This is a genomic window from Paenibacillus sp. J22R232 (assembly GCF_056269165.1).
This window is the reverse complement of record NZ_JBWDNK010000016.1, coordinates 84,406-98,468: the sequence shown is the minus strand read 5'-3', so window position 1 is coordinate 98,468 and position 14,063 is coordinate 84,406. Positions and strand designations below refer to the sequence as shown.

12 protein-coding genes are annotated in these 14,063 nt (G+C 48.6%); 11 read left to right on the top strand and 1 reads right to left on the bottom strand.

The window, feature by feature from the left end; translation table 11 throughout:
- Positions 1 to 23: 23 nt before the first annotated feature.
- Together AC0YN3_RS28330 and AC0YN3_RS28325 are read left to right on the top strand one after the other, a co-directional pair.
- On the top strand, positions 24 to 1,190 hold the full coding sequence (locus tag AC0YN3_RS28330; protein WP_475778258.1) for a sensor histidine kinase: 1,167 nt from the start codon (positions 24 to 26) through the stop codon (positions 1,188 to 1,190).
- Complete coding sequence (locus AC0YN3_RS28325) at positions 1,183 to 1,836, top strand: response regulator transcription factor (RefSeq protein ID WP_475778257.1); 654 nt, start codon at positions 1,183 to 1,185, stop codon at positions 1,834 to 1,836. Before AC0YN3_RS28330 ends, AC0YN3_RS28325 begins: the two co-directional genes overlap by 8 nt.
- A 113-nt stretch (positions 1,837 to 1,949) precedes the next feature.
- Here AC0YN3_RS28325 and AC0YN3_RS28320 read toward each other — a convergent pair whose 3' ends face one another.
- On the bottom strand, positions 1,950 to 2,600 hold the full coding sequence (locus AC0YN3_RS28320) for a glycosyltransferase (RefSeq protein ID WP_475778256.1): 651 nt from the start codon (positions 2,598 to 2,600) through the stop codon (positions 1,950 to 1,952).
- 235 nt (positions 2,601 to 2,835) lie between these two features.
- Between AC0YN3_RS28320 and AC0YN3_RS28315 the strand changes: the two genes are divergently transcribed.
- From AC0YN3_RS28315 to AC0YN3_RS28275, 9 genes are all read left to right on the top strand, one after another.
- Positions 2,836 to 4,929, top strand: a complete 2,094-nt coding sequence (locus tag AC0YN3_RS28315) for a serine hydrolase (protein WP_475778255.1) — start codon at positions 2,836 to 2,838, stop codon at positions 4,927 to 4,929.
- Positions 4,930 to 5,155: 226 nt separating this feature from the next.
- Positions 5,156 to 5,839: a response regulator gene (locus tag AC0YN3_RS28310; RefSeq protein ID WP_475778254.1), complete on the top strand. Its 684-nt coding sequence runs from the start codon at positions 5,156 to 5,158 to the stop codon at positions 5,837 to 5,839.
- Positions 5,836 to 6,879, top strand: a complete 1,044-nt coding sequence (locus tag AC0YN3_RS28305) for a sensor histidine kinase (protein ID WP_475778253.1) — start codon at positions 5,836 to 5,838, stop codon at positions 6,877 to 6,879. Before AC0YN3_RS28310 ends, AC0YN3_RS28305 begins: the two co-directional genes overlap by 4 nt.
- 150 nt (positions 6,880 to 7,029) lie before the next feature.
- On the top strand, positions 7,030 to 7,815 hold the full coding sequence (locus tag AC0YN3_RS28300; RefSeq protein ID WP_475778252.1) for an ABC transporter ATP-binding protein: 786 nt from the start codon (positions 7,030 to 7,032) through the stop codon (positions 7,813 to 7,815).
- Positions 7,793 to 9,718, top strand: coding sequence for an FtsX-like permease family protein (locus tag AC0YN3_RS28295; protein ID WP_475778251.1), 1,926 nt, complete (start codon positions 7,793 to 7,795; stop codon positions 9,716 to 9,718). The genes AC0YN3_RS28300 and AC0YN3_RS28295 overlap by 23 nt, the downstream gene beginning before the upstream one ends.
- 76 nt (positions 9,719 to 9,794) lie before the next feature.
- On the top strand, positions 9,795 to 10,979 hold the full coding sequence (locus AC0YN3_RS28290; RefSeq protein ID WP_475778250.1) for an NAD(P)/FAD-dependent oxidoreductase: 1,185 nt from the start codon (positions 9,795 to 9,797) through the stop codon (positions 10,977 to 10,979).
- A gap of 32 nt (positions 10,980 to 11,011) precedes the next feature.
- The gene (sigJ, locus tag AC0YN3_RS28285) at positions 11,012 to 11,878 is read left to right on the top strand and encodes an RNA polymerase sigma factor SigJ (RefSeq protein ID WP_475778249.1); all 867 of its coding nucleotides are present in this window, start codon (positions 11,012 to 11,014) and stop codon (positions 11,876 to 11,878) included.
- A 371-nt stretch (positions 11,879 to 12,249) separates the two neighbouring features.
- Positions 12,250 to 13,395, top strand: a complete 1,146-nt coding sequence (locus tag AC0YN3_RS28280; RefSeq protein WP_475778285.1) for an acyltransferase domain-containing protein — start codon at positions 12,250 to 12,252, stop codon at positions 13,393 to 13,395.
- A gap of 50 nt (positions 13,396 to 13,445) precedes the next feature.
- Positions 13,446 to 13,979, top strand: coding sequence for a GNAT family N-acetyltransferase (locus AC0YN3_RS28275; protein ID WP_475778248.1), 534 nt, complete (start codon positions 13,446 to 13,448; stop codon positions 13,977 to 13,979).
- Positions 13,980 to 14,063 lie beyond the last annotated feature (84 nt).

Here is a 14,063-nt window from a genome sequence, read left to right as displayed (position 1 = left end):
AACCTTGAGGGACGTGCGGATTCATGAAAATTTCAACCGTTCATATATTAAGCAACCGTAAAGCCTCCGCTATTTTTTTCTACGGATTGGCATGCTCATATTCCATCCTGCTGCTGCTTTTTACGGCGATAACCGAGCTTAAGGGAATGGTGATCGTTGCCGTTCTGATCGGACTTTATTTATTCAGACACTCGGGGCTTATATTGAATGATCCCAAGCATCATCCGGTTGCAGCCGTATCTCCGATTGTCGAAATCGTGCTTCTGTTCGTTTTGTTTTTCAGAAACAGCACGGAAATTGAGAGTATCGTATTCGTTATTTTTGTAGCCGATCTCCTCCTGAACTACAAATCATGGTACGCCATCCCGGTTGCTTACGCCGGATTTCTGTTCTACACGTTTTCGTGGCCGTCAGAAGGAATTGATTTGTGGCAGCATCTGCTCAATATTTTAAGCTATACGCTGCTGGTCCTTCCGATCTGGAGCACCAAGCTATTATTGAACCAAAGGGATATCAATCTCCGGTTAAACGAGGCTCTGATTCAAGAGGCGAGAGCGAGAGAAGAGATTGCAGCTCTAATAGAAAGAACAAGGATAGCGGAAGATGTCCATGATACGGTTGGCCATACGCTAACGACCGCAATCATCGCGCTTGAGGGAGCCCAGGTCCTTTTCAACCACAAACCGGAAGAGGCGTATCGGAAAATTCTCGTCGCCAGAGAGCAGTTGAAGCAAGGGCTCGGCAATATCCGCCAGGTTGTCAGAACATTGAAAGCAATGGACGGATCTGTGGGGGATTTAGGACTTGAGCAAGCCATTCTGAAAATCATAACAGATACGGAAAACCAGACAGACGTTCACCTTCATTTGAGGTTCGATGGAGCGATCACGCTTATTTCCCTTCAGGAATATGTCATCTTCAACGTCATAAAGGAATCGATCACCAATGCGCTTAAACATGGGGAAGCAAGTATTATTGAGATTTCAGTCACCGGACAGCAGGAGACGATATACGTAATAGTCAAGGACAATGGGATAGGCAGCGATGCTGTCAGCTTCGGATTTGGCTTGCATGCGATCGAGGAGAGAGTACAGGCTATCGGAGGCCAACTGAGTGTTCAAAGCGAACCGGATAAGGGATTTACGCTTCAAGTCCGGATGCCCATTGCAAGAGGTGAGGATAATGGATAGCGATCGGAAAATGAATATCATGCTTGTCGATGATCAGAAGCTTATGCTCGAAGGGTTGGAAACGCTGCTGTCCATTCGGCCGGACATCGCCATTGTTGGGACGGCCCGGAGCGGCGAAGAAGCGATCGAGCAGTTACGCGCGGTTGTTCCGGATCTCATACTAATGGACATCCGTATGCCAGGCATGGGAGGCGTGAAAGCGACCAAAGCCATTAAGGAACTCCACCCACAGGTGACCATCCTCATCCTAACGACCTTCGATGATGATGAGTATATTATTGAAGCTTTAAGCTACGGAGCTTCCGGTTATTTGCTTAAGGACATTGACGGAGAAAAGCTTGTTCAATCTATCCGTGAAGCTATTTCGGGCAATTTACTGTTAACAGGGAAAGTGGCTCATAAGCTTGCCCGTAATATCCGCCTAACGCAACATCGCGTTGAACAAGCAGGAGAAGAGCTGGAGCTTACCCAAAGAGAGCTTGAATTGGCTAGATTGATTGTAGAAGGATACAGCACCAAGGAAATTGCCGATAAGATCTATTTGTCGCAAGGGACAGTTAAAAACTATTTAAGCGATATTTATGCCAAGATCGGAACGAATGACCGGACGAAGGCTGCCCTTTTATTGAAAAAGCATTTGTTCTAAGGTTCGAATGGGAGCTAAGCAAGCCGTGTTGGAACGTAGCGGTGACAGAAGGGGGCGGTACGCATAAACGTACCGCCCCCTTTTTGCCATTCCTATCGAATTCGAGTACGCATTTATTGGAACTTCTCCGGGAACTGCTTCACAATCCCTTCAGTAAGGGCGTCAGCAAGCATAATAATATGATCTTCCCCTTTGTCAAAGGCAATGATATCCGCTTTCCAGTCCTTCGATATCCTCGCCGTGACCTGATCCGTCAGCAATTGCAAATGGGTGTACAAAAGCTCTTGCAGCTCTTTCTCTGACCAGTTCGGATTGGCGCCGCTTAGGAACTTGGCGATATCGTCGGCGTTCCGGTGCCACTCTGCATTATATTTTTTCAAATCCGCTTGATTTCCGCTTTTTGCCGCATCAACGACTTTTCCTGCAATCAGGATATGCTCCTTCAACAGTTCAGCTAGCTTATTGCCCGCCTCTGCCCCGTAATAAGGCTTGATCGCGTCTCCGATGTCTTGCTGGTTTTGAATCAGTCTCGCCAGTACGTCCTGTTGATCCATTAATCCTGCAAGGGCGCTTACAATGTAACTCCTTGTCCAAATGGTATGATCAATCCATAGCTTTCTCAGGTTTTGCTGAAGCTGTACTTGTTTTGGCTGTAAACATGATCTAGCGTTATGCTCGGTTCCATTAGCGTGCGCGCTTAATGGGGCCAAGCTGAATGCAAGGAACATAAGCAATAACATGGACACTGGGAATCTTTTTTTCAAGTTGATGAACTCCTTTGTAGGTGAACTAGCCTTATTAATGTGGACAAAATCGTCTATTTTATTCCAAAGATGAAATCTAAATTGAATGTGACAAAAATGTAATAGTAGCCCTACGGTTTATCATCAGATTCGTACGACAGCGAGAGCTGCAAGACATACAATTAAGGTGTTGGAGCGGCCTGTTCGGTTGAACGGGCTGACTACAAACTTAATGCGGGCAAGGAGAGATTATGAAGTGAATAAGCATACGATTAAGAATAAGAAGCGAACCCGCCTTGGAATAAGCGTTCTAACGGCACTCCTGAGCATGACTCTTGCAGGCGAAGCTGGCGCTTACGCGCAGCAATCTACATTATCAGATCAGGCTTTCTCCGCCAGCGAGCTTAGCTCCCTCAGAAGCGTTGCTTCGGGGAATTTGACGAGCGGGCCGAAGGATGCCAAAGAAGTAGAGGCATTTCTTGACGCTTTTTTCGAACAAGATGCCATTAAAGAAAAAGCCAGTGCTGCCGTGGTATCTATCGTACAAGACGGGAAGGTTCTCGTATCCAAAGGCTATGGGGTCACTGATCAAAAGTCGAGGACACCGGTCGATGCCAGCCAATCCACCTTCCGAATTGCTTCTATCTCAAAAGTGTTTACGGCGGCTGCGATCATGCAGCTTGTCGATCAAGGGAAAATTTCATTGCAAGATAATATTGAAAAGTACCTCGATGGTTATCAAATAACGAACCCGTTCGGTACGCCTGTTACGATCGAAAATGTATTGACGCATACGACCGGCTTTGAAGTGCGTGAGCCAACAGATGCTAGCTATTTAATGGATTCATCCAGGCATCCGATTTCACTGAAGGAAAGTGTCTTCGACGTATTCCCGCCAGTGGTACGCATGCCCGGAGAGTCATATATGTACGATAATTTCGCATCGAGGCTGCAAGGGTACATCGTGCAGCAGGTAAGCGGAGAGCCTTTTCAGAACTATATGCAGAAGCATGTATTCGGACCGATCGGTATGGCCTCCAGCAGCTTTAAGCTTAATAAGGGATTGGTTGAACGGCTCGTTACTTCCTATGATATGGAAGGAGGCGCCCTGCCCGTATACGATTTCTCGCCAAGCGAGTGGCCAGAGGGCAGCATGGTATCGACCGCCTCCGATATGGCGCTGTTTATGAACACCTTTTTAAACGATGGCCTAACAGCGGATGGTACGAAGATCCTATCGCCTGCATCAGTAAAAGCGATGTCGGCTTACCATATCGCGATACATCCGGATTTGCCGGATATGACCTACGGGTTTGAATCGCCCGAGGCTCCGTCCCATGCGAATGATGAAGCCGTTATTTCCAAAGCTGGCGACATTCTTGGGTTCAGCTCCCTCATGTGGCTGCTGCCCGATCGCAAGACCGGCATTTTCGTTTCTTATAATGCGAATCAGGATTTGCGGCAGGATCTATTTGCGGCCTTTATGGACCATTATTTCGCAGCGGGTAAGACAACATTCGGATCGGATAGCTTTCAATCTCAATCCCAAGACGCACTAACCAAGTTCGACGGCTTGTATTCCGATTTGCGCATCAAATTGCTAACCAAAGTCGAAGCGAGCGGCAATGGGATTCTTACGGTAAGCGATGTTTCCGGAACTCACCAGCTGAAGCAGGTCGATCATTTATTGTTTGTAGATGAACTAGGCAAACCTCTTGCATTCAAGAAGGATGCCGAAGGTAACATTACTTATATGAAATATTCTAATTTATTCAGTTACGCGGCCAAAGTGAGGGTAGATCAGCAAGGTTTCCCTGATGTGCCGGTCGATCATCCTTATGCGAGCTATATTCTGGGCCTGAAGTCACTCGGTTTTTTGACGGATGATTTGGCTAAGCCGTTTTCGCCTGAACAAACCGTCACTCGAGGAGCGTTCATCCATGCGTTTAATGCGATATGGAGCATTCCGGAATCCGAAAATCCTTCCTCCTTCAAGGACACCGAACATTCTGTGTACCGAAAGGATATTCAAGCTGCTGTCGAAGCAGGCATGCTGAACGGGACGGGAAATGGCTTATTCGAACCGGACCGTCCGATTCTTCGCGAGGAAGCGACGGTCATCGTGTACCGCTTGCTGACGGGAACGGGAATTAGAGCACAGGGTTCCACGGCTAAGCTTATGCCGGGCACGTCGGAATGGGCAATTGTCGCCGTCAGCTCAGCAGTGAAATGGAGGCTGCATGGTCCAGAGGTGACCGAATCGAACGGCATGTTCGAATACGGCTCTCGCCGGGCGCTGAACAAGCAGGAGCTGGCGGCGCTACTGTTCACGATGCTGCTCCCAGCATAACGGCATGATTTTATGACCCTGAATGGCAATATAGCCATCTAGACAGAAACCTAGATAGAATCCTAAATAGAAACGCAATGCGGGATCGGGCTCGGCTGATCCAGGGGGGCAATTGTTGCCCCCCTTTTTGCGTGGAAAGAAGGAATGGTATGATGGGACCATGCGAGAGAAGAAAGCGGATGCGGCTTGAAATGGGCAGCATATGAAAGGAAGGGATCTGGCCATCATGGATTTGAACATATTTATTATCGAAGATGATGATGCTATCTATCATTTATTGAAAGAAAGATTGGAGCAATGGTCGTTTCACGTCACCAAGCCGGAGCGGTTCGATGATGTGATGAACTCTTTTATTAACGTGCAGCCGCAGCTGGTCGTCATCGATATTCAACTCCCGATGTATGACGGTTTCCACTGGTGCCGGGAAATTCGCGCGGTGTCGAATGTGCCCATTTTGTTTCTGTCCTCGCGCGATCATCCGCTGGATATGGTAATGGCAATGAATATGGGGGCGGACGATTATATCCAAAAGCCCTTTCATATGGACGTCCTGCTGGCTCAAATCAAAGCGATCGTTCGCAGGACATATGCATATGGGGAAGCAGCCTCCGATCTTATGGAATGGAATGGCTCTATTATTGACATGAAGCGCTGTGTGATCCGCAAGGACGGGCAAGACGTGATTTTAACGAAAAATGAATTTTTCATTCTTGTCGTACTCGTTCGGGCAAAGGATACAGTCATACCGCGCCATGATTTAATTCGCAAGCTATGGGATGATGAGCAATTCGTCAACGACAATACACTGACAGCGAATGTTACCCGATTGCGCCAGAAGCTGGCGGCTTTGCAGCTGGACGAAGCCATTGTTACAAAAAAAGGACTCGGCTATATGGCTGCTACGTTATGAGGGGAAATCACCTGCTGCTCCGTTACTTAATGGATAGGAAGAGCTGGCTTATTTTCTATCTGCTCTCCTTGCTAATCGTGGATTTGCTAATCTGGATCGACACTGGCATCGCGGTGGAGGCCGTCTCGCTATTATATTTAAATACGCTGCTCATCCTGTCCATGCTAGCCTTCCTGGGGTGGCGGTTTCAAAAAGAAACGAAATACGCGCGTGCGCTCGCGTATTCAGCGGAACAGCTAGAAGAGGGTTGGGTTGAAACGCTGCCGCCTGCTTATTATTATCACGAGGAGGCGACAAACAGGCTGCTTCGCTCGGCTGGCCGCTGGTACTCGAATAAGCTGTCAGATAGCCATGCTGCCCGTATCGTCGACCAAGAATACACGACGGCTTGGGTACATGAAGTGAAGTCGCCCTTAACTGCCATGAAATTGACGATAGACAGCGAAAGGAGCAATCCGGTGCTTCGCAAATTGGAATCGGACTGGCTGCGGATTCATCTGCTCATCGACCAGCAGTTATATCTGTCACGGTTACCGACGCTCGAGGCGGATTATGTGCTGGAGCAGGCGGGGATTCAGCAGTTAGCCGTATTGGAGGTGCGTGAGCTGGCTTCGTGGTGCATGGACAAAAATATAGCCATTGAATTTGAAGGGGAAGAGGCTGTTGTGATGACGGACCGCAAATGGTGCCGTTTTATTATAAGGCAAGCATTAACGAATGCGATCAAGTACAGCCCCAAAGGCGGAATGATCGTCCTGTCGACGGCAGCGGCGTCCGATGGGCATGTGAGCTTGCGGATTAAAGATGAAGGACCAGGCATTGCAGGGCATGATTTGCCGCGCATATTCGATAAAGGATTCACGGGAGGGAACGGAAGATTGCAAAATGCGGCAACCGGGCTCGGACTTTACTTGGCACAGACGGTTGCGCGGAAAATCGGTATTCGGCTAACGGTTCAATCTGAGCTGCGCGCAGGAACGGAATTAGGGATAACCTTCACGGTAAGCAATGCGTATGAAGCTGTCCAGAGGTCGTTTTAATGCACGGTTCACGCTGCGCTGGGAGCAGGGATACGTCGAGCGCGTATGACAATAATGTCACGTGAAAGCTTCTGCTTGTCATCTGATACAAGCGACCGGAATGACCTTTTTCTCTAAAATAAAGGCAAGAACAGAGTGGAGGTTATGGAGATGGCTGATCATTACATAAAAAAAACGGTGCTGCATGCCATGCAGATCCGCAAATCATTTGGTGTACGGGGCAATGTCCAGCAGGTGCTAAAAGGAATCGATCTGCGAGTCGCCGAAGGGGAATTCGTCGCCATTATGGGACCATCGGGGTCGGGCAAGTCTACATTGATCAATGTTCTATCTACCATTGATCAAACGACCGAAGGGAAGATATTGGTCGAGGATGTTGACATCTCCAAGATGAACAATGCGGAGCTCTCTCTCTTTCGGCGCAACAAGCTCGGTTTCATCTTTCAAGATTACAATTTGCTGGACACCTTGACGGTCAAAGAGAATATCCTTCTGCCCGTCTCGCTCGGCAAGATGAAGAAGAAAGCAGCGGAGGCTGAATTTCAGGACATTGCTGCAGAGCTCGGCATTTTGGAGATCGCGCATCGATATCCTTATGAAATTTCCGGCGGACAGCGGCAGCGGACATCCGCGGCACGTGCTTTGATTCATGGGCCTTCCCTTGTATTTGCGGATGAGCCAACTGGCGCACTGGATTCAAAGGCTGCCGCCTCCCTTTTGGGGGAAATGGAGCAGCTTAACCAGCAGCGAAGCATCACGATTATGATGGTGACGCATGATCCGGTAGCTTCCAGCTATTGCAGCCGTGTCATTTTCTTGAAGGATGGGATGCTCTATTCTGAATTATACCGGGGGACCAAAACGCGGCAGGCCTTTTTCAAAGACATTATGAATGTGCAGGCCGTGCTCGGGGGTGATCACGTTGACACTGTTTGAGCTGGTCATTCGCGGCATGCGGAAAAATATGAAGCATTATTATTTGTATTTTTTTGCGCTTATTTTCAGTACGACCCTGTATTATGTATTTGCTGCCTTGCAGCATGATTCTACGATAATGGCTGCAACCTTCGCGGATATTCAGTTTGCTTCGTTGTTTCAAGTATCAGGACTGCTGCTGCTGCTAATTGTGGTCATATTCATGATTTATGCCAACCGTATTTTTCTAAAGCGCCGCAGCAGGGAAATCGGTCTCTATCAGCTGAATGGCCTGACGCGCAGGTCCGTGTGGCTGCTGCTGATAGCCGAGAACATATTGCTCGGAACAGGTGCCCTCCTCATAGGAATTGGCATTGGTGCGCTAATGTCACGTCTTTTCCTGCTCATTCTGATGAAGCTAATAGGCATAGAGAGCGTAATAAGCCTTTCGTTCTCACTTACAGCCGCCATTCAAACGGCCATTGTATTTGCGTTTCTGATTGGGCTTACCTTGCTGCAAATTTTATTCAAAGTGTACGGGACATCGCTTCTCACTCTGTTCACAGCGGATCGGCAGGGGGAACATCCGAAACGGCCCCATGCGGCCATTTCCGCTATGGCGGGAATGCTTAGCCTTGCGCTAATCGCGACGGGTTATATCCTTTCCAGCAAAACACCCGGCCAAGAGCTGATTTTGCAAATGCTGGCTATTCTCGTTTCAACGATACTCGGCACCTATCTGCTGTTCCGCGTAACGATTGGCTGGCTGTTCTATCGGTTTCGCAGAAGCAGGGACGGACATCTCGGATTGAAAAACAGTTTATCATTGGCACCGGTTATGCATCGCATGAAGGAGAATGCGAACGCTTTGACGCTGATTACGGTTCTGTCCGCTATGACGCTGACCATGGTGGCAATCGCTTATTCGCTTTATTTCTCGGCCGAAAATGAGTCGCGGGTCATGCTGCCTTACGATTTCATTTTTGAAAATAAGGAAAACGACTCCCAAGCCTTCGGCAAGGAATTGGAGAAGGACGGAATTGAGTTTGTTCATTACCCAGTCGAAGCGATCCGTGTGACAGGCGTGTTTGGCAGCGGTGGTCAGGAAGGACGAAGCCTATTGCTGGTCGCAGCAGAGCAGCTGAAGGAGAGCGATACCAATCGTGTTATCCCGAAGCAAGGTGAGGCTATATGGTATAAGGGCCAGAAGAAAGCCATGAGCACCGAGCAGGACATGGCCGAGTACCCACAAGAGGTTCATATAGGTTCAGGCGGGTTTGACAGCGTTATCCATATTGCTGAAGGAATTGACCGTTATGCGGTTAACTTTCATTTGAACGGGCGTCAACTGGTCATAAGAGAAGCAGAACTGCATAAGATTCGCAAGCGGATGCCGGTTTCATCCGAACAGGAAGCCGTCCGAATAGACACCTTTCAGATTAAACATGAAAGCGGGCGCGCAGCGGCATCGCGTTTGTATGCGAAATATGCCAAATCGTACCCGGCATCAGCTCCCGACTTCTACTCGTATTATCAGGAGTCGCTGCAAAAATTCGGCTTAATCATTTTTATTGCCGGTTTTCTAGGACTCATCTTTCTTACCGCCACGGGCAGTATTTTGTATTTCAAGCAAATGACGGAGGCGGAGCAGGAGCGGGGCGTTTATACGATTCTAAGGCAGCTCGGATTCTCGGAGCGCGAGATTATGGGAGGCATAATTCGCAAACAGCTGTTTGTATTCGCGATACCGTTGGCGATTGGACTGGTACATTCCAGCTTCGCCGTGAAAGCGGCCTCCGCTCTTACGTTGTCGGACATCGCCTTCCCGGCGGCGATGGCCATGGCCATATACACGGTCATCTATTTCGCGTTTGCTATTCTAACCGTCGGCTATTATCGCCGTGTAGTTAGGCTGGCACTTTAGGCGCTACATAGATTTGTCACATTACGCACTCCTAAATCGTTATACAGGCACAAAAATGAATGTGGGAGTGAATGGTATGAAGACGTTAACCTGTATTGTCATTGGAGCGGGATACGCGGGTATCCATGCAATGAATGAAATCCGCAAAAACGTGAGCCAGCGAAACAAAAGCCGGTCTATGAAATTTATACTCATCGACAAAAATAAGTATCACCTGCGCAAGGTCATGCTGTTCAAGCCAGCGGTAGCGGATGAAGATATTTGCACGCCGCTTACCCAGTTGTTTCCTGACGGGGTTGAGCTTCTCCAGGGGACCGTTACGGAAATTAAAGCTACCGAGAATAAGCTGATTATGCATAGCCACGACGATGCCATACAAGAGCTGGGTTACGATATACTTGTCGTTGCAGCTGGCAGCGTGGCCCGCCGTCCGGATGAATCGCAAGGCGGTCTGACGCTTGCTTCGTTGAAAGACGCATTAAACATTCGGTTGGCATGGTCTGCTAACATGCGGCAAGCCGCCAAAGAATTAAATCCGATCGAACGAGAGCGCTTAATGACCATTGCTGTAGTGGGAGCAGGCATTAGCGGTATTGAAACAGCCGCTGAGTTAGCTTATCATGTTCGTACAGATGCCGAGCAGTTAGGGTTGAACCCCGACCAGGTGCGTATCCGATTGTATAATGCGCATGATCGATTATTTTTAGATGGTCCTGACAAGGTTGCGGCGAAACTTGAGGTTATCCTTAAGGAAAACGGCGTAGAAGTCGTGCATAAGCGGCGCGTGCTTCAAGAGGAGAATGGGAAACTTAGCTTATCCGACGGAACAGAGCTGCCGATAGGCTTGTGCGTTTGGACTTTGGGGTTAATTCCCAATCCAATCGTAAAACAATGGGGATTGCCGGTAACGCAAGGCGGATTTGTGAAGATTGACGCAAGCTACCGGGTACAGGGAGCTCGCGGCATTTATAGCATCGGAGACTGCGCGAAAGTGGTTAATCCGGCTACGGGCCAGACGGACGGCATGACCTGCAAGGAAGCCATCCCGCAAGCTGCCCGGCTTGGCAAAGTGGTTGCAGCCGATTTGGAAGGGCATGCTGCGCCTACGCATACGAGCTATATGGAAAGCTTCAGTATCGGTCTTGGACCAAAGAATGGATTGACGTGGGTAAACAAATGGGGGATGGATTTTATGATCACAGGCAAAATGGGCTATCGGATCAAGCAATTGGTATGGAATTTGGGCAGCTCCATCAAATAAACAATCCAATCCTAATAGAAGAGAGCGATGGAATGGAGCACTTATACACGCAGTACAAAAGATTGCTGCTATCGCTTGCCTACCAGCTTACCGGATCGTTCGCGGATGCGGAGGATGTGGTACAGGACGTTTTTTTAAAGGCTTTTGACGCGAAGCCGCAGGGACTAATCGAAGCTCCTCAAGCCTATTTATGCAGAATGGTAACGAATCGCTGCCATGATCTTCACAAATCAGCGACCAAGCGAAAAGAAAATTATTTTGGCGAATGGCTGCCCGAACCGGTGCCTACCTCAACCGACGAAACATTCGAAACGATTGCCCGCAATGAAATGTTATCTTACGGCATGCTGGTGCTTCTCGAGCAGCTGTCTGCTGCCGAAAGAGCCGTATTTGTGCTGCGTGAGGCATTTGGGTTCAGTTTTGCGGACATAGCGGCGGTCATCGACAAAAGCGAGGCAAACAGCAGGAAGCTGTACAGTCGTGCGAAAGGTAAAGTAGGTCCCTTCAATCGCGAAGAGGCGGTTGACCTGGAGTCTGAAAATACAGCATGGGTGAACCGTTTTCTGTCTGTACTCGAGCGGGATGACGTGGATCAGGTAATGGCGATGTTAGGCAAGGATGTGGTGTTGATCTCCGATGGCGGCGGGAAAGTGTTATCTGCCGTTAATCCGATCGTAAGTCCAAGTTCGGTTTCCCGTTTCCTTCTCGGGCTTGTTCGCAAAAATGTGCAGCAAGGCGGAATCTGGACCTTTACGCTTGGCGAAGTCAATGGTCATTTAGGCCTTATTATACATGCAGGGCAAACGGTCGATTCGGTCGTAATGTTCCAAGTGAAGGACGGTCTTATGCATCATATTTATATTGTTAGAAACCCGGATAAATTGAAGCATTTTTCATGAGGGCATCGATAAAGCGGATAGGTCTCGTTACGCTTTCTGTTTAGCTAAAAATAACATCCCCGATAAACCGTCCTTCCGTTCATGCAGCGGGAGGACGGTTTTTTCATTTATGCAGACCTAGCGGCGAATTTTGTTTAATGTGCTTGTCGTTGAAGGAGTACGTACGGTCTGAGGCGAAGAATATCATTGGTGAGCTGCTGTCATTCGTTGGGCGGATAGGGAATGAATGAATTGCGAATGAAGGCGAGAGCATGCTGCGGGAGTATTTTTATGAGGACTTCATGGTTACGGTTATCGTCGCAATGCAGAGAGTGCAGACATGGACGATCTAACCTGCTTGATTAGAATAAGGAGGAACTGTGTTGGAGAAAATGGATTTTTTAACGGAAGCGTATATTGCACAGGCGAACAGATTGCTGCGCCTGCCTCCAACGGTATTGGATGCGCTGTATGAGTCGGCCGTAATTGTACGGGGACATGAAGGATTGCTTGAGCTGCTGCGGCAATGCAAGCTCGATGCTTTATCAGAGACGGATGTTGAGGCATTTGGGGCAGCGGTGGAAGGTTATCCGACGTTTGTGGCGGATCAAGAGACATACCTAAGATCGATTATGGGAGATCATGCAGGCATGTTCAGCGTTATTCTCCTGCTCGGCCTGCTGGATTGGATGTCGGCTTATTATCGCTCAATGGGGATAGCTGAGGATGTTCAAATGGACACGTTGGACGATTTATTGATCTGGATGAAGCATCATTACGAGGAAAAAGGTGCGTGGGGCCTTAGCAACTTAGCCTGGCTGCTTAACCATATGGGAGGGAAGCTATACCGGCTCGGCCGGCTGCAATTTATTCGGAAAGCATTCGATCAAGCTGTTATCGGATTGCGCAATGTTAACAATGGCCAAGTCATCCTCCTATCCGAGCCGGGAATCGCTTATCGCCAAGACGGAAAAGTGGACGGCACGAACGGGCAGTGGGAAGCCGAGCAGGGCTGGACTTCCATTTACGAGAGGGCGCATGACAGATACATAGGAAACCCGATTCTACCAAGCGGCTTCGCGGAGAATACGGCTGTAACGCTATCTACCGACGAGTGGAGCATCGTCATTCAACGGGGGGATTCCGCGCTGGAAATTCACATTCCGGAGGGGAGTCCAATGACGCCGCAGTCATGCAAGGAATCGCTTGCGCGCGCAATTTCCTTTTACCACGATAGGATGCCGGAACAGTCGATTGCCTCGTTCGTTTGCGTTTCTTGGCTGCTAGACCCTCAGCTGGCTAAGCTCGTACCCGAATCCTCGAATATTTCCGCTTTCCAAAAGATGCTTCGCCTGTTCCCGGTGCGCTCGGATGATCGTGAAACGTATGAAAGAGTGTTCGGAACAAATAAGCTTGATCTATCCACCGCTCCTAAAGACTCAGGGCTACGGCGAGCAATCGTCCAGCATGTCGAGAACGGTCACCGTCTCCATGGGGGCGGCGGATTGCTGCTGACGGAAGAGCTCAGCGAGATTTAATAGAACTTGATCCAAACGGTACGTAGAGAGAGACTGAGTGGAGTGAAAGCATGTTTCCCCTATTAGAAACAGAACGATTGTTGCTAAGAGAGATTGCAATGGAAGACGCGGCTAGCCTATTCGCTTGTTTTTCCAATGAAAATGTGACTCGCTATTATGGAGAAGAAACGTTAACTCATATTGAACAAGCAGAAGCATTTATTGATTTTTTCGCAAATAGTTACAAGGACAAAAGAGGATTACGTTGGGGAATTGAACGAAAAGGATATAAGGGGTTAATGGGTACGATTGGGTTTAACGCTTGGTCCGCCAAGCATAAACGGGCAGAAATCGGGTATGAAATTCACCCCGAACATTGGAGAAAGGGCTATACCTTGGAAGCTTTAGCCAAGGTCATCTCATACGGATTTGATGAGCTTGGCCTTAATCGAATAGGCGCCGTTGTTTTTACTGAAAATGAAGCATCCCATCAATTGCTCGCCAAAGCCGGTTTTCAAAAAGAGGGAATACTGAGAGCTTATATGCATCAAAACGGTAAAGCTCATGACACCTGTGTATATTCGCTCCTTAAACATAATCAATAGAAAACAAGCTCCCGTTATGTGCGATTCGCAGATGACGGGAGCTTGTTTTAGTTATCCTATCAAACTTGAAAATGCAGCAGGCGC